Annotated in this window: 19 protein-coding genes and 1 pseudogene; 3 read left to right on the top strand and 17 right to left on the bottom strand. The window is 41.1% G+C overall.

Translation table 11 applies throughout. The features are described from left to right. Positions 1 to 168 precede the first annotated feature (168 nt). Together BQ2679_RS02320 and BQ2679_RS02315 are read right to left on the bottom strand one after the other, a co-directional pair. Positions 169 to 1,257 (bottom strand): AI-2E family transporter, encoded by a 1,089-nt coding sequence (locus BQ2679_RS02320; RefSeq protein ID WP_075565764.1) that lies wholly within the window; start codon positions 1,255 to 1,257, stop codon positions 169 to 171. A gap of 9 nt (positions 1,258 to 1,266) precedes the next feature. Then, positions 1,267 to 2,556: a hypothetical protein gene (locus tag BQ2679_RS02315; RefSeq protein WP_075565762.1), complete on the bottom strand. Its 1,290-nt coding sequence runs from the start codon at positions 2,554 to 2,556 to the stop codon at positions 1,267 to 1,269. Positions 2,557 to 3,205: 649 nt separating this feature from the next. Here BQ2679_RS02315 and BQ2679_RS02310 point away from each other — a divergent pair. The 3 genes from BQ2679_RS02310 to BQ2679_RS02300 all read left to right on the top strand — a co-directional run bounded on the left by BQ2679_RS02310 (position 3,206) and on the right by BQ2679_RS02300 (position 5,569). Then, positions 3,206 to 3,637, top strand: a complete 432-nt coding sequence (locus tag BQ2679_RS02310; RefSeq protein WP_060955225.1) for an Rrf2 family transcriptional regulator — start codon at positions 3,206 to 3,208, stop codon at positions 3,635 to 3,637. Between the two features lie 77 nt (positions 3,638 to 3,714). Further along, the gene (locus BQ2679_RS02305; RefSeq protein ID WP_060955224.1) at positions 3,715 to 4,719 is read left to right on the top strand and encodes an NADP-dependent oxidoreductase; all 1,005 of its coding nucleotides are present in this window, start codon (positions 3,715 to 3,717) and stop codon (positions 4,717 to 4,719) included. A 13-nt stretch (positions 4,720 to 4,732) separates the two neighbouring features. Beyond that, a complete protein-coding gene (locus tag BQ2679_RS02300) occupies positions 4,733 to 5,569 on the top strand; it encodes an alpha/beta fold hydrolase (RefSeq protein ID WP_060955223.1) in 837 nt (278 codons plus the stop codon). Between the two features lie 272 nt (positions 5,570 to 5,841). On the opposite strand, the gene BQ2679_RS02295 is transcribed toward BQ2679_RS02300, so the two are convergent. The 15 genes and pseudogenes from BQ2679_RS02295 to rpsL form a co-directional block, all read right to left on the bottom strand. Next, positions 5,842 to 6,375, bottom strand: coding sequence for a thiol-disulfide isomerase (locus BQ2679_RS02295; RefSeq protein WP_075565760.1), 534 nt, complete (start codon positions 6,373 to 6,375; stop codon positions 5,842 to 5,844). A gap of 57 nt (positions 6,376 to 6,432) precedes the next feature. Then, positions 6,433 to 7,386: a hypothetical protein gene (locus tag BQ2679_RS02290; RefSeq protein ID WP_075565757.1), complete on the bottom strand. Its 954-nt coding sequence runs from the start codon at positions 7,384 to 7,386 to the stop codon at positions 6,433 to 6,435. A 6-nt stretch (positions 7,387 to 7,392) separates the two neighbouring features. Then, a pseudogene (locus BQ2679_RS10575) lies at positions 7,393 to 7,488 on the bottom strand (beta-carotene 15,15'-monooxygenase); the annotation flags it as partial. A 54-nt stretch (positions 7,489 to 7,542) separates the two neighbouring features. Next, the gene (locus tag BQ2679_RS02285) at positions 7,543 to 8,196 is read right to left on the bottom strand and encodes a hypothetical protein (protein ID WP_075565754.1); all 654 of its coding nucleotides are present in this window, start codon (positions 8,194 to 8,196) and stop codon (positions 7,543 to 7,545) included. 133 nt (positions 8,197 to 8,329) lie between these two features. After that, the gene (locus tag BQ2679_RS02280) at positions 8,330 to 8,884 is read right to left on the bottom strand and encodes a hypothetical protein (RefSeq protein WP_075566088.1); all 555 of its coding nucleotides are present in this window, start codon (positions 8,882 to 8,884) and stop codon (positions 8,330 to 8,332) included. 71 nt (positions 8,885 to 8,955) lie between these two features. Then, on the bottom strand, positions 8,956 to 9,519 hold the full coding sequence (locus BQ2679_RS02275) for an ABC transporter substrate-binding protein (protein ID WP_075565748.1): 564 nt from the start codon (positions 9,517 to 9,519) through the stop codon (positions 8,956 to 8,958). 184 nt (positions 9,520 to 9,703) lie between these two features. Then, positions 9,704 to 10,741: a tRNA preQ1(34) S-adenosylmethionine ribosyltransferase-isomerase QueA gene (gene queA / locus BQ2679_RS02270; protein WP_075565746.1), complete on the bottom strand. Its 1,038-nt coding sequence runs from the start codon at positions 10,739 to 10,741 to the stop codon at positions 9,704 to 9,706. A 28-nt stretch (positions 10,742 to 10,769) separates the two neighbouring features. After that, entirely contained in the window at positions 10,770 to 11,678 is a 909-nt protein-coding gene (locus tag BQ2679_RS02265) for a LysR family transcriptional regulator (protein ID WP_004250738.1), read from the bottom strand. A 140-nt stretch (positions 11,679 to 11,818) separates the two neighbouring features. Beyond that, positions 11,819 to 12,049, bottom strand: a complete 231-nt coding sequence (locus BQ2679_RS02260) for a GlsB/YeaQ/YmgE family stress response membrane protein (protein WP_006154630.1) — start codon at positions 12,047 to 12,049, stop codon at positions 11,819 to 11,821. A gap of 9 nt (positions 12,050 to 12,058) precedes the next feature. Next, positions 12,059 to 13,300 carry an aminopeptidase gene (locus BQ2679_RS02255; protein WP_075565744.1) on the bottom strand — a complete coding sequence of 414 codons (1,242 nt, stop codon included), beginning with the start codon at positions 13,298 to 13,300 and terminating at the stop codon, positions 12,059 to 12,061. A 20-nt stretch (positions 13,301 to 13,320) separates the two neighbouring features. Beyond that, positions 13,321 to 13,473 carry a hypothetical protein gene (locus BQ2679_RS10570; RefSeq protein WP_033687279.1) on the bottom strand — a complete coding sequence of 51 codons (153 nt, stop codon included), beginning with the start codon at positions 13,471 to 13,473 and terminating at the stop codon, positions 13,321 to 13,323. A gap of 22 nt (positions 13,474 to 13,495) precedes the next feature. Beyond that, on the bottom strand, positions 13,496 to 17,890 hold the full coding sequence (locus tag BQ2679_RS02250) for a PolC-type DNA polymerase III (RefSeq protein ID WP_075565742.1): 4,395 nt from the start codon (positions 17,888 to 17,890) through the stop codon (positions 13,496 to 13,498). A gap of 113 nt (positions 17,891 to 18,003) precedes the next feature. Beyond that, the gene (gene fusA / locus BQ2679_RS02245; RefSeq protein ID WP_075565740.1) at positions 18,004 to 20,085 is read right to left on the bottom strand and encodes an elongation factor G; all 2,082 of its coding nucleotides are present in this window, start codon (positions 20,083 to 20,085) and stop codon (positions 18,004 to 18,006) included. Positions 20,086 to 20,363: 278 nt separating this feature from the next. Beyond that, positions 20,364 to 20,834 (bottom strand): 30S ribosomal protein S7, encoded by a 471-nt coding sequence (gene rpsG, locus BQ2679_RS02240; RefSeq protein ID WP_075565738.1) that lies wholly within the window; start codon positions 20,832 to 20,834, stop codon positions 20,364 to 20,366. Positions 20,835 to 20,853: 19 nt separating this feature from the next. Beyond that, on the bottom strand, positions 20,854 to 21,270 hold the full coding sequence (rpsL, locus tag BQ2679_RS02235) for a 30S ribosomal protein S12 (RefSeq protein ID WP_001142333.1): 417 nt from the start codon (positions 21,268 to 21,270) through the stop codon (positions 20,854 to 20,856). Positions 21,271 to 21,344: the final 74 nt, after the last annotated feature.

The following is a 21,344-nucleotide window of genomic DNA, read 5'->3' as shown; positions in this document are numbered from 1 at the left end:
ATGGGGCGCAGGTTCGAGCCCTTGTAGGGGCATCTAAATCAACAGGAAAAAGCCTTGAAATCAAGGCTTTTTTACGTCCAATAGCTTTTTGTAGCAAAGTATTTAAAAATAAAAGAGAAGAGAATCTCTCACTCTCTTCTCAGTATATCTTATTAAATTTAGTTTTTCTTAATCTACCTGATTTTCCTTTGCGACGACAAATTCTTTAACCAGTCGATAGATAACAGCAAATACGGGGGTAAAGAATATCATTCCAAGTAGTCCGAAAAGATTCCCTCCGATACTAGCAGCCGCAAGCGTGAAAATAGCTGGCAAACCAATAGACTGACCTACAACTCTAGGATAAATAAGGTTTCCTTCAATCAGCTGTATAACTTGATATAGAAGAAGAGAAAGTAAGGCTTGAGTAGGACTCACTGTGAAGATAAAAATCGCTCCCACAACACAAGCAATCATAGGCCCTACATAAGGAATGAACGATAGCACTCCTGCAAAGATACCTGTCATTACTCCATAGGGTATCCCAAACACGCTGTAACCAACCGCTATCATAACTCCTATGATAACTGCTTCAATCAGCTGACTCATCAAAAATTGGTCATAAGTCTCTAGTGCTACTTGTCCAATGTAAGTCAACTTTATCACCACCTTCTCTGGAAGAAAAACTTTTAGAAGTCGACTCGTCATCGCTGCCAGATGTTCCTTACTGGATAAAAATAAAAAGGTGAAGACTATAATCAAAAAGGCATTCATCAAACTTGAAAAAATATTGCCGATATTACTAGTCAGACCTGATAAAAAACCTATCAAAGCTTGGCTAATAGAACTAGATTGTCCCTGTATGCCTGATACGATAGTTGACAACATGTCTTTGGTTACAAATTCCGAGCTATCTAGTAGTTTACCAAGTTGAGTCAGGACTGTTGAAAGGACTGTTCCCAGCTGACTAATAGTCTGAGCAAGGGTTGGAAGCACCAAAACCAAAAGACAGATCACGATTAAGATAAGAGATAGGAAAACAAGCGCCATAGCAATCGGACGACGCAACCCTGCCTTTACCTTCAATTTAACTAAGTACTGTTCAATTTTTTTCATAGGAACATTAAGCACAAAAGCAATAACAGCACCATAAATCAAGGTTGATATTACATCAAAGAGAGAGATTGCTCCTGATATAAAGCTCGATGCATTCAGAATTACAAGAGCAACCAGCCCTATAAAAAGTATTAACGGGGTGTATTTTTTTACTAAGTTCATAAATTCTCCTTAATAAACATGTTTAGATACGACTATGCTATTTGGTTTTTCAAACTCTCGATTAAGGTAGGCTTGGTAAGTTCCTGGAGCGATAAATCCTTTGGGTGAGAGGATATCGGTGCCAGCCTGACCGACTATGGTATCAGCCAAGAGCACACAGTTTGTAGATAAGACAAAGTAGGATTTAAACTTAGATTTGATAAATTTATAAAGTTCCCCATCTGTCTCATGTCTGATTTTATAAGCGTAGGTGTAGTCTTCCTTACCATCACCTGTCATGATTTTATCTGCACTTGGCTCCCATGGAATCGTCAGTTGTTTTAATTCAGCTAATTTTTCCTGAACCGCTTCTTCCATTTCCGGTGTCAAATCTATTCCGTAACCAAATAGCGTTTTTTGACTCTCCCGTTTACATAAGTCAATGTACTTATCACGGTCGCAAAAATATAAAACACCATCTCCAACCATACCAAATAAGGTCTCAGATGACGGATCATAGTTTCCATAAGAAATAACACGGCCTTGATAGCAGATATCCACATGACCAATTGCCGAAAACAGAGAGGTCTCAGCTGTATGAACAAAAATTTCAAGCTCCGCTGTCTTACCAGACTTCACCATTCCAAGATGGATATCCTCTCTCTCATCAGCATTTTCCTGCATGAATTTGTTGATTTTTGCTAAAGTACTTGCAGGGATGAGAGCGGCTAGGACAATAGGTAAGCTCATTCTTACACGACGTTTGAGATGGTTTTTCCCAATTTCCTCCTCAAACAAGAAACCATCACGGATATTGGACACACCATAAAGGAAAAAATAAGCCCCTAATACAAAGAGTTGAAAGACAGAATTTCCTGTAGAGGACAAAAGACTAGTCCCACCAAGAAAAACTAGTACGAGTCCATCTAGTAAGAGACGAAAACGAGGTCGAATTTTGTTTTTGCGGTAGAGAACATAGGTGACAAGGTTGATACTAGCATGAAAAATCTGAGAAATTCCAATCACAAGAGCCAAAATATAAATCGGCACATCCGTCGCAAGATTGGAGCCAAGCAAATATCCCAGCACTAACAATTTAACCAGTGCAACTCCCAAGGTGTCCGTTGACTGACTTTTTTTGAAAATACGTAATACTAAATCTAAGACCGTTGCAATCCAAGCTAAAAACAGAACCAGTCGAATAACCTTTACTGGCAACCAAGTCCCCGTGACCATCAAGATGAGACCTAGCAGAACAAACAAGAACCCCTGAGCAAGTAATTTCTTACCTGTCAGACCTAAAGAAAGAATTTTTTCCATAAAAGACCTTTCAAAAATAATAATTAAGCCCTTTGATCAAATTGACTGGTAAATAGCTGACGGCACAAACAGCCTGTGCCAGCAAGACATGGCGACTGACTGTAGCAATGTCACCATCTTGTCTTATGCACTTCTAAAATTTGTTATATTGATTAGAAACCAGAGCTTATAAAAACTAGCTAAACTCGAGAGATAGACACAATTGCGACGAAAAAATGTATAACCAATTCAACTTGTTAAGGTAAGAAAGCATTATTTCCAATCTATTAATTATTCATCTATTACCTATTATGACACAATATTCCCTATAGTTCAACATTTTACTAATTAAAAATCATAAAAGAAGTTTCAAGTCCTCATAACGCTTTGAAAAGAACAAAAAAACGGAATGAAATAACATATAATTAGATTATTAAACAAAGTTTACTAGGCACAAACTAAGATATGTTTGATCAAGCAGAGAGGGGAGATGCTGTTTCTTTAAAACAAGTTTATCTCACTATTTTTTATGAACTGCCTTTCCAGACATCTCTAATCTGATGACACTCTTCAAAAATATTTTAAAAATTTAAAACAAAAGTCTTGCTTTTCATTTTATTTGTGATATACTTGTTCTCGTATTAGATACAAGTTATCCAAAGGAGTTTATATGGATACAAAATTTTCAGTAGCCTTACATATCCTAACCATGATTAGCGAGAGCAAGGATACCTTAAGTTCACAAGCTCTGGCTGAGAGCGTCGGAACCAACGCTAGTTATATTCGTAAGGTGATTGCCTTATTGAAAAACGCTGGCTTAATTACTTCCCATCAAGGAAAAACAGGCTATCAACTCAGTAAGTCCCCAAAGGAAGTGACCTTACTTGAGATTTATTTTTCCACACAAGAAGTCAACCACATCAGCTTATTTCCCGTTCACCAAAATAGCAATCCGGATTGCCCAGTAGGGAAACATATTCAAGCTGCCATTTCGCCACTATTTGCTAGCGCTGAAGCTCAACTTGATAAGGAACTAGCCCAGCAAACCTTAGAAGATGTCATTAACAATCTTTATAAAGATGCCAAACAAAAACGAAACTGATTTGCATGCAGATCAGTTTTAAAAAGACTATGCTTGTATCTCTATCGGATACAACAAAAAATAGAAAAGGGTAGACAATGAAAGTCGCACAACATACTACTTATAACAAAAACAATATCACACTAAACATCACAGAAATCGCAAAACCAAGCATCACAGACAAAGAAGTTTTGGTCAAAGTCACCGCAGCTGGTGTTAATCCTCTGGATAACATGATTTCCCGTGGTGAAGTAAAGGTGATCGTCCCTTACAAACTTCCACAAACTGCTGGAAATGAAGTGGTCGGTATCATTGAAGAGACAGGTAGACAAGTCAAAAATCTCAAAGTCGGAGACCGAGTTTTTGGGCGTTTACCACTTAATCATATTGGTGCCTTTGCAGAATACGTAGCTGTCGATAGTCAGGCTCTAGCCAAGGTTCCAGACTATCTGTCTGACGAGGAAGCCGCTGCTGTTCCTTTGACTGCCTTAACCATTATGCAAGCCTTAGAACTCATGGGGGCTCAAGCTGGCAAAACCATCTTTATCTCTGGTGGTACAGGCGGTGTCGGCGGTATGGCCATTCCGATTGCTAAGGCTAAAGGTTTGAAGGTCATTACCAATGGGGCTGGAGATAGCGCTGAGCGTGTATTGAACCTAGGAGCAGACCGCTTTATCGATTATAAAACAGAGGATTATACAAAAACTGTTAGCCAGGTTGATTATGTCCTCGATACCCTTGGTGGCGCTGAGACTGAAAAACAAATGTCTATCATGAAAAAAGGTGGTCAGCTTGTTTCCCTCCGTGCTATGCCAAATGGTGACTTTGCCAAACGCATGAACCTGCCAAAATGGAAACAGATGATTCTTGGCTTAGCTGGTCGCAAATTTGATAAGATGGCTGACAAATACGGCGTTCACTACCATTTTATCTTTGTGGAAAGCAATGGTGCTCAATTACAAGAGGTAGCTGACCTCTTTAGCAAATTAGAAATCAAGCCATCTATCGATACAGTCTATCCATTTGAAGAAGTGAATAGCGCCTTAGACAAGGTCGCTAATGGTCGCTCACGTGGAAAAACTGTCCTCAGCTTTAAGAAATAAAAAGGAAAAGACAATGTCATATCTTACAACTAAAAATCAATACATCACTGTTGAAGGGAACAAAATTGCCTATCGCGAACTCAGCAAAGGCAAATCAAAACTACCTCTTCTGATGCTGGTCCACTTGGCAGCAACCCTCGACAACTGGGATCCAAAACTTTTGGACTTGATTGCTGAAAAGCACCATGTGATTGTGGTCGACCTTCCTGGTGTGGGAGCCAGTCAAGGAAAAGTGGCCCCAACCATTTCTGGAATGGCTGAGCAGACGATTGCCTTTATTCAATCCCTTGGTTACGATAAAATCAATCTCCTAGGTCTTTCTATGGGAGGGATGATTGCCCAAGAAATGGTCCGAATCAAGCCTGATTTGGTCAATCGTCTCATTATAGCAGGAACAGGACCTCGAGGTGGAAAAGAGATTGATAAGGTCACAGGGAAAACATTTAACTATATGTTTAAAGCTGGACTCGAGCGCATCGATCCTAAACGCTATATCTTCTATAACCATGATGAACAAGGAAAAATCGAAGCTTTGAAAGTTCTCGGACGAATGGGAATGCGAACCAAGGAATTTGCGGACAAAGACATGAGTGTGCCTGGTTTCTTGACTCAACTCAAAGCCATTAAACGTTGGGGGAAAGATTCTCAAGACGACCTAAGATTTATCACCCAACCAACCTTAATCGTCAACGGGGACAAGGATATGCAGGTTCCAACAGAAAATTCTTATGATATGCATGAGAAAATAAAAGATAGTAAGCTCATCATCTATCCAAATGCTGGTCACGGTTCGATCTTCCAATATGCAGAGGAGTTTTCAAAAGAGCTCATTGCTTTCTTGGAGGACTAATATGGTCAAAACCATTGCCCCAGTTATAATTATCAAGCAAGATAAAGAGTTCATCTTCACTGTTGATAGACTGAACTAGTTTCACAGCTTCAGCCTTGCTTTCAGAGTATAAAATGTTAGACAGTCTCTTTAGTTACTCAGCATCCATTTCGTCTTCCTTTCTTGCAACTTGAATGGGGACTCACACTTTACGATTCCTTTTTAAATAAAACAAAAAGTAAAGAACGGGCTCGAATAATCACGAATGTCTGTAGTAGCACCTATATCTATACTTAGGCATATAAGATCCGATACATATTTTCCATGAAGCCATCAATCTCTCCTCGAACAGTTTTCAACAGACGATCTTCTTCGGATTGCGAGATAGAGACTCCTTCTCTTTTTCCACTGTCGTTATCCTGAGAATAGTTAGAATAAATTAAATTAAGGTCTTTATCTAACACGAAAGCTACATATGTTTGTTTTTCATTAACTTGTGTAATAAAAAATAACTGAAAATCTTTTGCATCTTTCTGAGGAGGGCTGATTTTCAAATGTACTTCTCCTTCTATTTCAAGCGGATAAATAACTCCATCTAGACGAATAGCACCATCAGATGGAATGATGTACCCCGCTTCACGTATTTGAGATGCATACTTTTCCGACGTCATTAAATAATGAAGAACTGCGATTCTATCCTGTTTTTCAAAAGCTGTTTTTAGAGTACTGGATTCTTGAGAATTCTTATAAGCGAGATACAAAGGAATGACTAATAAGATAAAAGATACTATTATCAACCACTTAAACTGTTTCATTTTATCTAACATTACTCTTACCACCTCTTTCTAAATAGTCAAAGAAGGCTTTCTGATTCTTCTTTCTCTCTATCTCTTCTTTTTAATCTGATAATAAATAAAACTAATAGTGGTATCCAAAAGAATTGAATAACCAAAAGTTCTTATTGTCCATATAAGCCAAATCGGGCTATTTTCAACATTTATCTTAAGTATCTTCAAACATACTGCAAGAGTCAAAAATAAGACAATTTCTGTAGTTAAGCGGTGCTTGGCCTTTTTGAAATCTATGGTTTTCAAAAAGGACTGACTCTTGGTTTCCTTCGGTCCTTCTTCCCAATAGGTCTTATCCTTACTTCTTAGATAAAAGAGATAGCCAACTTCGACGATTAATCTTGAAAAAGCTGAAATAAACACTATATTGCTCACAATCCCAAATGTTTGCAAATAATAACCGGATAAACTAGCCAATCCTCCGCCTAACAAAGTAACTCCTATAATAATCCAAAGGGATGGTTTACTGTAAACACTTGAAAAGGCTATATAGTTAGCAGTTGTTCGTTTTTCTGAAAATCCTTTTCTTAGTTGCTTTTTTAACCAACTGGCATTATAAACAATTAACCCCATGAATAAACCAATGGAACTTAACCAATAAATCAGCGAGTAGATCAGCGAATTTTTTAGAACCTCATTCGTTAAAATAGTGAGGATATAATCCATTAAAACCAATGAAAGATGAATCCCATTGATTAGTACAAAGAGCATCGCAGTACTAAAGAGTTGATGTTTATAGATGAATGTCTTGCTGAATGACATAATCTGACAGACCAGCATGAGCAATAGAAGGAAACACAGAAAAAGAAAAGGGACATTAGAAAAGGGATCTACTGTGAACTGCTCCTTGATAAAAAAGTATACATGAGTCAGGTCGATACTCAATACAAACAAACCAGCCCAGGTCAAACTCAACATTCTAACAGAGGCTCGCGTGGAACCCAGCGCTTGAAAATATTCCTTATTTAATGCTTCTGACTGACGGTTCATATCCCACTACTCCTCTTCTAGCTGACCGTTTTTGATTAACTTCTTATAATAGCGTTTGCTGTACCATTCGCGGTCGCTAATTCCCAGATATTCTTTGTATTCCAGACGGCGTCTAAGAAAAAACATATTGACCTCTTTCTATTTCCTTTGTTATATTTACTTCTTAACTCGACTATTTCTGTACCGTTCAACTGCCTTCAGCCATCGAATCATATTATTTTGCCACAGCAATAGAGCTGCGACAGCCGGCAAAATCCCCATCAGGCTTAAAGGGAATAGCTCACTGCCGATTGGTGTTCCCATCATCTTTAAAACGAGCATGGAGAGGATAGAAATCGGACCAGCTAAGCCCATGACAGCCATAAAGACTGTGAAAACCCAAGCAATTAGCTTCTTGCCAAGGGTAACCTTCTTATCTGAAAAATTATTCCAAAAGAGATTGCTATCGACGGCTCTTCTGAAGTTTTCCTTGCTGGTAGGTTGCGCTAACGCAACATTTTTGTAGAGTGCTCGCTCCAGGATCACCAATAGTAAAATGGCTTCCAGCAACCAAGTTAGTAGAAAATAAATCAGGGTTCCATAGCTATAGATACCCGTAAAAAAGCACGTTGCTGGAAAAAGCTGCATGATCCCACTAAACGTCAAAAGAGCACAAATCAACCAGATAATGTGTTTTCGATTCCCACGGGATGCCTCAGTATCTAAAAATTTACTTTTAGGAGCTGCTAGAGGATTTCGTGGCTCGTCGATATGAACATAAATAGCCTGACCTTCGCTCTCCCCTATATAAATCACTTTCCTAAAAAGCATGCTTGTCTTTCTCCTCTAACCAACTGTTTTTCTTAAAACTTCCCTGAAAAAGAGATTTTTTCTTCATTTACTCCTCCAATTTTATGGCACAATTGACAGAACTTTCTCCCAAGAAAGATAAAAAGTGAGAGAATTATAAACCTTGAGCAATATTTCCTAGTTGGTTCACTCGATCATGAATGGTTTCCACGTTTAGGTTTCCATGTTGATATCCACAAAGAAAGCCATTTTCGTAGAAAACTTGCTCTGAAAGCTGACCTTTTGGTGTATCTGGGCATTCAATCATGACAACATTAAAGACACCACCTATTTCTGTCCCCTCAATTGTATTGCCTCTAAAATGATAAGTGAAAGCCCGGAATTGTTTACCCTTGTAGTTACCAGAGATGACATAGGCAACTTTTCTCTCATGACCACACCCAAAAGGATAATAGCTGAAATTGGCATATTTTTCTACATAGGGACTTTGGGTAGGAGTTATAGTAAGCGTACTAGATATCGTTCTACTTGAGTAATCCCTATAGTTGTCTCTACCTTGAGCTTGGTCAAATTGATATCCGTGCGCAGTTGCAAAGGCTAGATATTCATTGTTGTGTTTATTGGCGTAGCTAATGGCCCAATAAACAATCCCTGCTATAACAAAGATGAATAACATAAAGATGATAAAGAAAAAAACAAAAGGCATTATCATTTTATACTCCTTTTAAAACTGTTTAAAAAGCAAGGGCGTTTCTACACCCTTACTTCTTACTGGTATTCTTAGTTACGGTAAAAATGACTATCCTTGTCACTTGGTGATTGGCCGATAGACAAGACTTCTTGGCTACCATCTGTACCTGTCAATTCATTTTGGACTCCCGCTGGAGTGTAGATAAGGCGAGCACCTTCTCCACCATCAACGAGTTGGATGCCTGCTGAGTAATAACCATTTTTTTCCTCTACTCGTCCCATCTCATAATTAAAGGTTCCTTTTGAACTTTGGATTGTTACAATTCCATCAGATGTAACTGTTGCAGTTGTTCCTGCATAATTTTCCCAAGTTCCCACAAATTTAGCGTAAGCTTCTTGTGACTTTTGCTTATCTTCCTTTTGTTCTGCTTGCGTCGTTTTAGCATCTGACCCACTACTTGCCTCAGACTTCTGCCCCTCTTTTTGGCCTGCTTCTGTTTTACTTGCTGAAGCCGTCGTTACTTGAGTTGTTGTTTCCTTTTGATTTGAAGCTGAAGTATTCTTGTCAGCCTTTCCACCACAAGCAGCTAATGTAATAGCAGCTAACAAGGTCAGTACTGATAGGCTTGTATAGCGCAATGTTTTGTTAGTCATAAAAATCTCCTTTGACATATGTCGTTTAAAGTGGCTAGCCTAGTTTTACATATAATTTTGATGGCTAACTCATTGCTTTCAGTGTATCATTTATTTCGTTTTTATTCAATAGCTAGTTAAATTGAAAAAAGGCTAATCCAAGTAGGAATAGCCCTTCTTTCTCTAGTCTTTATTTCATTGCTTTTTAGTAGATAAACATGGCATCGCCAAAGCTAAAGAAACGGTATTTCCCATCGATAGCATGTTGGTAGGCTTTGAGGACCAATTCACGGCCTGCAAAAGCTGAGACAAGCATGACCAAGGTAGACTTTGGCAAATGGAAGTTAGTAGAAAAAGCATCCACCACCTTCCAGTCATAGCCTGGCTTGATAAAGATATTGGTCCAGCCAGAATTGGCCTGGATTTGGCCGTCAAACTTGCTTCCGATAGTCTCTAGCGTACGGATAGAGGTTGTCCCCACAGCAATGACACGGCCACCATTTTCTTTGACCTGACGCAAGGTCGCTGCAGCTTCCTCAGACAATTGATAAAACTCTGAGTGCATCTCGTGCTCATCCAGATTATCTACTGAAACAGGTCTAAAGGTCCCAAGTCCAACGTGCAAGGTCAGGTAGACTAGATGAACGCCTTTTTGCTGGATTTCTTCTAGTAATTCTTTGGTAAAATGCAAACCTGCAGTTGGGGCAGCGGCTGATCCACTCTCCTTGGCATAGACTGTCTGGTAACGTTCACGGTCATCCAATTTTTCGTGGATATACGGAGGCAAAGGCATTTCTCCAAGACTTTCAAGTACTTCTAAGAAAATCCCCTCATATTCAAAACGGACAATACGGCCGCCATGGGGTAATTCCTCAGTCACGACTGCGCTAAGTCGACCATCACCAAAGATAACGCGGGTGCCGACCTTGAGACGTTTGGCTGGCTTCGCCAGTACTTCCCATTCGTCTCCTGCTGTATTTTTCAAAAGCAAGAGTTCAACATGGCCCCCTGTTTCTTCTTTTTGACCATGAAGTCGAGCTGGCAGTACGCGGGTATCATTCATAACCAGGGCATCACCTGGCTCTAGCATTTCGATAATGGAGTGAAAGTGGCGATCTTGAAATTCTCCAGTCTGGCGATTGACCATCAAGAGTTTAGAGGCATCGCGCTTTTCCAAAGGTGTTTGTGCAATCAACTCCTCAGGCAAGTGAAAATCAAAATCATTTGTATTTAATGTCGTCATTCTTCTTTTCTCTTCTCATTTATTCAAATTACTTATCAAAGCGAACTTCTTCAAGTAGGTACTCGATGAAGCGTTCACCCATCTTAGACAAGCTAGTTTTCTCATGCTGGATATAAACCAATTCAATGGGATCATCAATATCAAGTGGAATCGAAACGATATTGTCTCCATTGAGGTTACTATTAAGGATACCAGTCGCGATGGTATAGCCATCCAAACCAATCAAGAGATTGAACAAGGTCGCACGGTCACTAACAACGATGGATTTCTTGTGGTGTTCTTGTGACAAAATCTCTTCTGAGAAGTAGAAGGAATTATGGGTACCTTGGTCATAGCTCAAGTATGGGAAGTCTTCTAGATCTGCCAACTGCACCTTGTCTCTTTTAGCAAGAGGGTTGGTTTTGCTGACAAAGATATGGGGTTGGGCTGTAAAGAGATGGTGGGCAACCAGATGGTTGTCATCCAACATCTTCGAAAGAACGTCCCGGTTATAGCTATTTAAAAAGAGAACTCCCACTTCACTTCGGAAGTTTTTGACGTCATCGATGATCTCCCAAGTTCTGGTTTCACGCAAAAAAAGCTCGTACTTTTCCATATCGCTTTTCTTGAGCAAGGAAACAAAGGCATTAACTACAAAGGCATAGTGTTGCGAAGACACACTAAAAAGCTCGCGATGAGCGATTGGGTTCTTATAGCGTTCTTCTAGAAGTTGCGTTTGCTCGACAACCTGACGGGCATAGGATAGAAACTCCATCCCATCACGTGTGAGGGTAATTCCCTTAGGATTTCGGATAAAAATCTCAATTCCCATCTCATTTTCTAGGTCACGAACGGCATTTGATAGACTCGGTTGTGTAATAAAGAGTTGCTTGGCAGCCTCATTCATCGAACCAGTCTCTACGATTTTGATAATATAGTGTAATTGTTGAATTCTCATGTTTTTATTGTACCATACTTGAGGCAATATAAAAAGGACCAGTCACTGAAAGCCAAGCTAGTCGCATATCAGTCTTTTTCAGCTCATAAAAAAGAGGTTAGAAGATTTCCAACCTCTTTATCTGTTCTAGCAAGTTAAAACTAGCTGTCTTTTTTCCAAAAGATGGCTAATAAAATCATGGCTCCTAAAACTGATGGGATAATAGCCGTATCAGCTAAGATAGGGCCCCAAGTTCCAAAAAGCATTTGACCCAGGAAAGCACCAATCCAACCCAGGAACATTTTCCCGAAGCATCCCATCCGTTCTCCACGATTGGTGATAGCTCCTGCTAATAGTCCGATCAAAAGACCGACAAACATACTTCCAATCATAGTTTCTCCTTAAATTGCCCAATCTCCATTACGGAAGAGTGGTACACGTGTTCCATCCTCACGGATACCATCGATATCCATTTGGTTCGAACCAATCATAAAGTCAACGTGAACGTCTGAACGATTAAGTCCTGCAGCTTCCAGCTCTTCTTCGCTCATCTCAGCTCCACCAACAACGCTCGTTGCATAGGCTGCACCAATAGCCAAGTGGTTAGAAGCATTTTCATCAAAAAGGGTGTTAAAGAAAGTAATTCCTGATTGTGAAATTGGGCTTGGATCTGGTACCAAGGCACATTCACCCAAGGCACGCGCACCAGCATTCTTAAAGACAAGATCCTTCATAACCTGATCACCCTTTTCAGCTGTGATATCAACGATTTGACCATTTTCAAAGGTCACCTTGATGCCTTCGATGATATTTCCGTTGTAGCTAAGAGGTTTTGTAGATGTTACATAACCATCTGCGCGACGGAAATCAGGGGCTGTAAAGACCTCTTCTGTTGGCATATTTGGCAAGAAACCTTCGCCTTGAGCGTTGATTGCTCCGGCAGATTCCCAAACGTGGTTCTTCGGCAAGCCAAGTGTCAAGTCTGTTCCAGGAGCAGTGTAGTGAAGAGCTGAGAATTGCTCTTTGTTGAGCATTTGCGCCTTGCTCTTCAAGATTGCTGCATGTTCTTCCCAAGCCTTAACTGGATCTTCTTCGTAGATACGGCAAGTCTTAAAAATTTGGTCCCAAAGGAGATCCACTGCTTCTTCGTCGCTTGCAGCATTTGGAAAGACTTTTTTAGCCCACTCAAGTCCAGCTGCTGCTGCTACAGTCCAGCTAACCTTGTTAGATTGAGTTGCGATACGCATTGGCTTCATGGCAATTCCCATAGCTTTAGCAGAAGCTGAGAGTTTTTCAGCATCTACTCCGTTCAAGGCACCTGGGTCAGAAGAACGAACACCGAGACGACTTGCTTTGTTTTCAAGAAGGTAGTTCATCTCAGCAATCTTGTATTCTGGCACATTGTCCAAACGCTCCATCGGCGCGTGAAGGAATTTTTCACGGTTTACAAAATCATCTGCCCATTGAACGATAACTTCATGGACTCCAAGTGCATAGGCTTCTTTGACGATTAAGTGAGCCAACTCGCGTTGCTCCACATCGATAGAGAGAGCCAAGGTATGACCAGGTTGCACGTTCACTCCGTTTGCAACCAAAAGCTTAGCGTATTTTTCTAGATTTTCTTTAAAATTTGGTAAAACCATCTTGTTTCTCTTTTCTATTTTTATTTTTCTTTCAAAGCAGAAAATAATCCTGCTAAAGCAATAGCACTAGACAAGAGTGCTGTCGATAGAAGAATTGTCTGATCAGCAAGTTCCAATTGATACTCAAACACCTTCTCAGCCGGCTTGTCTTCCGCAAAAATTCTTAGTTTCATGAAATATCCTCCGTTCTACCTCTTAAAACAAATCATCAAACAAACTCAACTGATTGTCCTCTGGCATATTGCCGAGAATTCCCATTTCATCCATCTTTTCAACCAAGGTTGATGAGAGTCCTCCACGCTTGCGGAGTTCTGTTTTAGAGAGGAATTCTCCCTCTTGGCGGGCACGAACCAATTGCTTGGCAACGTTCTCTCCCAGACCATCCATAGCGACAAACGGCGGGATGAGGGTGTCCCCATCGATGAGGAATTCAGTCGCATCACTGCGATAGAGGTCAAGCTTACCAAACTTGAAGCCACGTTCCCACATCTCATTGACGATTTCAAGTGTGGTGTAAAGGTCAATTTCTACGTTGGAAGCTTCATTGTTCTTCCGCTTTTCAGCAATTTCTTGCATCTTGCGCTTGATGGCATCCAAGCCTGCACCCATGGTCTTGATATCAAAGGCCTTGGCACGGATTGAGAAGTAAGCACAGTAATAATAAATCGGATGGTGAACCTTGAAGTAGGCTACTCGAAGGGCCATCATAACGTAAGCTGCCGCATGGGCTTTAGGAAACATGTACTTGATTTTTCCACAAGATTCGATATACCACTCAGGCACATTATTGGCCTTCATGGCTTCGATATAACCATTGCGTTCTTCTTCTGATATTTTGAGCCACAATCCCTTACGCACTCGTTCCATGATGGTAAAGGCCATCTTTGGATCTAGACCTGCGTGCATGAGGTAAACCATGATGTCATCCCGACATCCGATAACGGTTGATAGGTCCGCAATTCCAGCCTTAATCAAGTCTTGGGCATTTCCCAACCATACGTCGGTACCGTGAGACAAACCAGAAAGCTGAAGCAACTCAGCAAAGGTCGTCGGATGGGTTTCATCAACCATCCCTCGAACAAAGTTAGTTCCAAACTCTGGAATACCAAGCATACCAGTTGAGGTACCGATTTGCTCAGGTGTCACTCCAAGGATATCTGTGCCTGAAAAGAGAGCCATGACACCAGGATCATCCATAGGAATATCATTTGGATCAATGCCTGACAAGTCCTGGAGCTTGCGAATCATGGTCGGATCATCATGACCAAGGACATCGAGCTTGAGGACGTTCTCATCGATATCGTGGAAGTTAAAGTGAGTGGTCTGCCATTCAGCAGTTACATCATCTGCAGGATACTGTACTGGAGTAAAGTCATAGACATCCATATAGTTAGGGATAACAACGATTCCTCCTGGGTGCTGACCGGTCGTACGTTTAACACCAGCAGCTCCTTGGGCTAAGCGCTCAACTTCGGCTTCTCGGTAGAATTTGCCATAGTCACGCTCGTAACCTTTGACAAATCCATAGGCTGTTTTAGCAGCCACCGTACCAACCGTTCCTGCACGGAAGGCATATTCTTCCCCAAAGATATCACGAACATCCAAGTGGGCGCTTGGCTGGTCTTCACCTGAGAAGTTCAAATCGATATCAGGTACCTTATCCCCATCAAAACCAAGGAAGGTCTCGAAAGGAATGTCCTGGCCATTCTTGCTTAGTTTGTGGCCACAGTTTGGACAGTCTTTATTTGGCATATCAAAGCCTGAACCGTAGGAACCATCCGTGATAAATTCACTGTACTGACACTGACCACAGACATAGTGAGGAGAGAGAGGATTGACCTCGGTAATTCCAATCATGGTCGCAACAAAACTAGATCCAACAGACCCACGAGAACCAACCAAGTAACCCCGTTCATTGGAGCGCTGTACTAGCATCTGTGAAGCCAGATAAATCACAGCAAATCCATTCCCCAGAATAGAGGTTAGTTCCTTTTCAATCCGTAAATCAACGATATCTGGGAGTGGATTTCCATAGATTTCAAAAGCTTTTTTATAGGTTAACTCGGCGACCGTTTCCTCGGCTTGTTCAATGAAAGGTGTATACAAGTCGCCTTTAACGACCTCAACAGGCTCAAAGATTTCTGCCAAGGCATTGGTATTTTCAATGACAATCTTACGAGCCAAATCTTCTCCTAGAAAGGCAAATTCGTCCAACATTTCATTGGTTGTTCTAAAGTGTGCCTTGGGTAGCGGAGCTGGTTGGGCAGCTTCTCCGTGACCGATCGTACGGTTAATCATAGCACCCTGACCCAGACTTCGCACGATGATTTCGCGATAAATCTCATCCTCAGGTTCGAGATAGTGGACATTTCCTGTCGCAAGAACAGGCTTATCGAGACGGTCTCCGACCTCAATCAAGCTCTTGATGATGGTCTGAAGTTCCTCCATGTCCTTGACCTGCTCTTTGGCAATCAGAGGGGCATAGATAGCCGGAGGCATCACCTCGATAAAGTCATAGTATTTAGCTACTTCGACTGCCGCATCTACCCCTTGTGACACAACTGCATCAAAGACTTCCCCTTCTGTACAGGCTGAACCTAAGATCAAACCCTCTCGATGGGCATCTAGCACCGTACGTGGAATCCGTGGAACTCCTTCAAAGTACTGGGTATTTGAGAGAGACACCAACTTAAAGATATTTTTCAAGCCCACCTGATTTTTTACATAGATGGTCGCATGCTTGACTCGAGCTTTTTTATATGAGTCTGGACTGATTAAATCAAGGTTTAATCGTGCTAAGTCCGTCACACCGTGTTTTTCTGCTACTTCTTTGATAAAGATAAAGAGCAGACGGCCAGTTGCTTCCGCATCATAGTTGGCCATATGGTGATGTTCTAGAGCTACACCAAAACGTTTGGTCAAGGGTCCCAAACCATGTCGCTTGTACTCTGGATAGAGATTTCTAGCGAACTCTAGCGTATCGATGACAGGTTGAGTAATTTTTGGAAGACCGTGACGCTCATAGTTGGCATTCATAAAACCTACGTCAAAGCTTGCATTATGGGCTACAAGAACTGTATCTTTACAGAATTCTTGGAATTCTTTCAGAACTTGAACCAAGGGTTTAGCATTTTTTACATGGTCATCAGTAATCCCAGTCAATTCAGTTGTAAAAGCTGACAAAGGATGCCCTGGATTGATAAACTCATCAAACTCAGCAATGATATTACCCTTATACATCTTGGAAGCTGCCACCTGAATCAAATCGTTATAGATAGCAGATAGACCAGTCGTTTCCACGTCAAAGACTACATAGGTAGCTTCAGAAAGATCCATCTCCACTTCGTTATAGACGATAGGAACACGATCCTCAACGATATTTGCTTCCATTCCATAAATGAGCTGAATCCCAGCTTTCTTGGCTGCCTTATAACCGTGAGGGAAAGACTGAACATTACCGTGGTCTGTGATTGCCACTGCTTTGTGGCCCCATTTTGCTGCTGTTCCAACGATTTCTTCGACCTCAGGAAGAGCATCCATAGTCGACATATTGGTATGGGCATGAAACTCAACGCGACGCTCACCTTCTGGCATCAAGTCCTTACGTTCATAGTGAACTACTTCCTGCACATCTTGTACATTCATGGTCAAATCTCGTGTGAAATTATTGACCTCGACATTTCCACGAACACGGAGCCATGAATTTTTCTTAATGATATCAAACTTCTGAGCTTCCTCTTCATTTTTGACCCATTTTTGCATAGAGAAACTAGACGTATAGTCAGTCATCTTGAAATTAATCAAGACACGACCTGTTCTAGTCACCTTATGCTCCACATCAAATACAACCCCTTCAAAAACCAATCGATTTTCTTCGGTATTGACCTCAATCATTGGAGTAATCTCTGCCTTGTCAAGTTTAGGCTTAGCAGCCGCCTTCTTGGCTTGGAAATCAAAGACAGATTTGTCCTCAACTGGAGGGGGCGGTGTCATCTGTTCCAGTTGCTCCATAGCTCGAAGGGTTTCGTCATTAGCAGCCTGAACAATCATTTGATTCTCTGTATGGAAGATTTCTTGTTCTTCCTTGGTCAGGTCCTCATTTTTTTCCAATCGGAAGGTTAATTTAGGAAAACCAAATTCTTCCAACTGTTTGACAAGATTAGGCAGGTGATTTTTCCTGAAATGCTCTGTGTCTGCTGCTTCAGAAGCCTCAATAATCAACTGATCATTTTCAAATCGAACCTGAAAATCCTGATACATGGTCCGAAATCCTTGACTAGAACAAGGTCCATCTGAAAAAGCCTCCCTATAGTAGGCCTGTAAAAGCTCTCTTGAAAAAGCTTGACTTCGAGTTTTAATCTCAAAACTAGCCTGATTTCCAGTCTTTGAAAATTCTTCTTTCAGACCCTTCTTCAGTTCCAGAAAAACCTCAAATGGTAGAATATTCTCAAATACAAAATGAAACTCCCAGATTTTACTGCGCTTATGCACAAGAACTTGTTCTATTTCAGCCTGAGAGAAGGCCTCATGTTTTCTTATCTCAGCGGGGATTCCCAACTGATTCATTAAAATTTCAAAAGTGGTTGACATCCATTTTCCTCACAATATACTCCTTTTATTTTACCATATTTGAGGTACTTTTTCCTATTTCTACTAAATAGAAAAAGAAGCCACAAAGTGACTTCTTTTACAGTGAAGACAAATTAGTCTTCACCTTTGTTTTTCTTAATGATTTCTTCTTGTACTGACTTAGGTACATCTTCGTAGTGGTCGAATACCATCATGAATGTACCACGTCCTTGTGATGCAGAACGAAGAACTGTTGCGTAACCAAACATTTCAGCAAGTGGAACGTAAGCACGAACGATTTGGCTGTTACCGTGTGCTTCCATACCATCTACACGTCCACGACGAGCAGTTACGTGACCCATAACATCACCAAGGTTTTCTTCAGGAACAGTGATTGTTACAAGCATCATTGGCTCAAGGATAGCTGGTTGTGCAGTCTTAGCAGCTTCTTTAAGTGCAAGAGATGCAGCGATCTTGAAGGCAGTTTCAGATGAGTCGACATCGTGGTATGAACCATCGTAAAGCTTAGCTTTAACGTCAACCATTGGGTAACCAGCAAGAACACCGTTAGCCATAGATTCTACCAAACCTTTTTCAACCGCTGGGATAAATTCACGAGGAACCACACCACCGACGATTGCGTTTTCGAATTCGAATCCTTTACCTTCTTCATTTGGAGTAAATTCAATCCATACATCACCGAATTGACCTTTACCACCAGACTGACGTTTGAAGAATCCACGTGCTTGAGTAGAAGCGCGGAATGTTTCACGGTAAGATACTTGAGGAGCACCTACGTTCGCTTCAACTTTGAACTCACGACGCATACGGTCAACAAGGACGTCAAGGTGAAGCTCACCCATACCAGAGATAACTGTTTCACCAGTTTCAACGTTAGTTTCAACGCGGAATGTTGGATCTTCTTCAGCCAATTTTTGAAGGGCGATACCCATCTTGTCTTGGTCTGCTTTAGATTTTGGTTCAACCATCAATTGGATAACTGGTTCTGGAACGTTGATTGACTCAAGAATGATTTTGGCTTTTTCATCTGTCAATGAGTCACCAGTTGTAGTATCTTTCAAACCAACGGCAGCAGCGATATCACCTGAGTAAACAGTGTCGATTTCTTGACGGCTGTTAGCGTGCATTTGAAGGATACGTCCGATACGTTCACGTTTACCTTTAGATGTGTTCAATACGTATGAACCTGATTGAAGAACACCTGAGTAAACACGGAAGAATGTCAAACGACCTACGAATGGGTCAGTCATGATCTTGAAGGCAAGAGCTGAAAATGGCTCTTCATCAGATGCTGGACGAGTTTCTTCTTCTTCAGTATCTGGGTTGATACCTTTGATCGCTGGGATATCAAGTGGGCTTGGAAGGTAGTCGATAACCGCATCAAGCATCAATTGAACACCTTTGTTCTTGAAGGCTGAACCACACAATACTGGGAAGAATTCAACGTTGATAGTCGCTTTACGGATACCAGCTTTCAATTCTTCGTTAGTGATTTCTTCACCTTCGAGGTATTTCATCATCAATTCTTCGTCAGTTTCAGCAACTGCTTCAACCAATTTTTCACGGTATTCTTGTGCTTGGTCAAGGTATTCAGCTGGAATATCTTCTTCAAGGATATCTGTACCAAGGTCGTTAGTATAGATTTCAGCTTTCATCTTGATCAAGTCGATGATTCCACGGAAGTCATCTTCAGCACCGATTGGCAATTGAATTGGGTGTGCATTTGCTTGAAGACGGTCATGAAGTGTGCTTACTGAGTAAAGGAAGTCAGCACCGATTTTGTCCATTTTGTTGGCAAATACGATACGTGGAACTCCGTATTCAGTTGCTTGACGCCAAACAGTTTCAGTTTGAGGCTCAACACCTGATTGTGAGTCAAGAACTGTAACCGCACCGTCCAATACACGAAGAGAACGTTGTACTTCGATTGTGAAGTCCACGTGTCCTGGTGTGTCGATGATGTTTACGCGGTGGTTGTTCCATTGAGCTGTTGTCGCAGCAGATGTGATAGTGATACCACGTTCTTGCTCTTGCTCCATCCAGTCCATTTGTGACGCACCTTCATGAGTTTCACCGATTTTGTGGATTTTACCAGTGTAGTAAAGGATACGCTCAGTTGTAGTTGTTTTACCGGCGTCGACGTGAGCCATGATACCGATATTACGAGTTTTTTCAAGTGAAAATTCGCGTGCCATGAGGTTTTTTTCTCCTATTTTTTTAATTTCTAATCTGTTTCTAACACTCTTTCAATAAAAACGGATAGGCAGGACCCACCCGTTCTCAATGTTTTCATGTTATAGTTGGTTTCAACTTGTGAGATGTTAAGTTGAATTGAACTCAGGCTAAAGTTAGTTAGCCGATTTGAGCCGGAACGGGATGCTGTGTGAAAAAGATAAACTTCCTTGTATTCGTCGAATACTGCGTCAGTTTCCTATTTTCACCTTGCATCCTTACCGTTCCTAGCATCATTTTCTTACCAACAGAAGTGTGCGAAGGCACGGTTAGCTTCAGCCATACGGTGAGTGTCTTCACGTTTCTTAACTGCTGCACCAGTGTTGTTAGCAGCATCCATGATTTCTTTAGCAAGGCGGTCAACCATTGTGTGCTCACCACGAAGACGTGCAATAGTTACCAACCAACGAAGTCCAAGTGTTGTACGACGTTCTGGACGAACTTCAACTGGGACTTGGTAATTAGATCCACCAACACGACGTGCACGTACTTCAAGTACAGGCATGATGTTTTCCATAGCTGTTTCAAATACTTCAAGTGCATCGTTACCAGTAGCTTCTTTGATTTGCTCAAAAGCACCGTAAACGATTGAAGCAGCTGTACCACGTTTACCATCAAGCATAACGCGGTTGATAAGACGAGTAACTAGTTGTGAATTGTAAAGCGGATCTGGCAATACTTCACGTTTTGGAGCTCTATTTTTACGACTCATTTCTCTTTATCCCCTTTCCTTATGCTTTTTTCGGACGTTTAGTACCGTATTTAGAACGGCCTTGTTTACGATCGTTAACACCTGCAGTATCAAGTGCACCACGGACGATATGGTAACGTACCCCTGGAAGGTCTTTTACACGTCCACCACGAAGAAGCACCACGCTGTGCTCTTGCAAGTTGTGTCCGATACCTGGGATGTAGGCAGTAACTTCGATAAGGTTGCTCAAACGTACACGAGCAAATTTACGAAGGGCAGAGTTAGGTTTTTTAGGTGTCATAGTTCCAACACGAGTTGCAACACCACGTTTTTGTGGTGAAGAAACGTTTGTTTGAACTTTTTTATGACTGTTGTAACCAACGTTCAAAGCTGGTGATTTAGATTTTTCTACTTTTGATTTACGCGGTTTGCGAACCAATTGGTTAATTGTAGGCATCTACATTCTCCTATGTTTTTTTATTTTTGGTGATGATACACTTGGTGACAGCTATCATCTGTGTGTACTTTTGC

This window comes from Streptococcus timonensis (assembly GCF_900095845.1).
Lineage (GTDB): Bacteria > Bacillota > Bacilli > Lactobacillales > Streptococcaceae > Streptococcus > Streptococcus timonensis.
This window is presented reverse-complemented; position numbering and strand designations above follow the sequence as displayed.

Excerpts from the sequence above, each read along its gene's own strand:
- BQ2679_RS02295 (WP_075565760.1), bottom strand. The coding sequence starts at position 6,375 with ATGTTAGATAAAATGAAACAGTTTAAGTGGTTGATAATAGTATCTTTT.
- rpsG (WP_075565738.1), bottom strand. The coding sequence starts at position 20,834 with ATGAGTCGTAAAAATAGAGCTCCAAAACGTGAAGTATTGCCAGATCCG.
- BQ2679_RS02315 (WP_075565762.1), bottom strand. The coding sequence starts at position 2,556 with ATGGAAAAAATTCTTTCTTTAGGTCTGACAGGTAAGAAATTACTTGCT.
- BQ2679_RS02300 (WP_060955223.1), top strand. The coding sequence starts at position 4,733 with ATGTCATATCTTACAACTAAAAATCAATACATCACTGTTGAAGGGAAC.
- BQ2679_RS02305 (WP_060955224.1), top strand. The coding sequence starts at position 3,715 with ATGAAAGTCGCACAACATACTACTTATAACAAAAACAATATCACACTA.
- BQ2679_RS02320 (WP_075565764.1), bottom strand. The coding sequence starts at position 1,257 with ATGAACTTAGTAAAAAAATACACCCCGTTAATACTTTTTATAGGGCTG.
- rpsL (WP_001142333.1), bottom strand. The coding sequence starts at position 21,270 with ATGCCTACAATTAACCAATTGGTTCGCAAACCGCGTAAATCAAAAGTA.
- BQ2679_RS02285 (WP_075565754.1), bottom strand. The coding sequence starts at position 8,196 with ATGCTTTTTAGGAAAGTGATTTATATAGGGGAGAGCGAAGGTCAGGCT.
- BQ2679_RS02250 (WP_075565742.1), bottom strand. The coding sequence starts at position 17,890 with ATGTCAACCACTTTTGAAATTTTAATGAATCAGTTGGGAATCCCCGCT.
- BQ2679_RS02265 (WP_004250738.1), bottom strand. The coding sequence starts at position 11,678 with ATGAGAATTCAACAATTACACTATATTATCAAAATCGTAGAGACTGGT.
- BQ2679_RS02275 (WP_075565748.1), bottom strand. The coding sequence starts at position 9,519 with ATGACTAACAAAACATTGCGCTATACAAGCCTATCAGTACTGACCTTG.
- BQ2679_RS10570 (WP_033687279.1), bottom strand. The coding sequence starts at position 13,473 with ATGAAACTAAGAATTTTTGCGGAAGACAAGCCGGCTGAGAAGGTGTTT.
- BQ2679_RS02290 (WP_075565757.1), bottom strand. The coding sequence starts at position 7,386 with ATGAACCGTCAGTCAGAAGCATTAAATAAGGAATATTTTCAAGCGCTG.
- BQ2679_RS02310 (WP_060955225.1), top strand. The coding sequence starts at position 3,206 with ATGGATACAAAATTTTCAGTAGCCTTACATATCCTAACCATGATTAGC.
- BQ2679_RS02255 (WP_075565744.1), bottom strand. The coding sequence starts at position 13,300 with ATGGTTTTACCAAATTTTAAAGAAAATCTAGAAAAATACGCTAAGCTT.
- fusA (WP_075565740.1), bottom strand. The coding sequence starts at position 20,085 with ATGGCACGCGAATTTTCACTTGAAAAAACTCGTAATATCGGTATCATG.
- queA (WP_075565746.1), bottom strand. The coding sequence starts at position 10,741 with ATGACGACATTAAATACAAATGATTTTGATTTTCACTTGCCTGAGGAG.
- BQ2679_RS02260 (WP_006154630.1), bottom strand. The coding sequence starts at position 12,049 with ATGATTGGAAGTATGTTTGTCGGTCTTTTGATCGGACTATTAGCAGGA.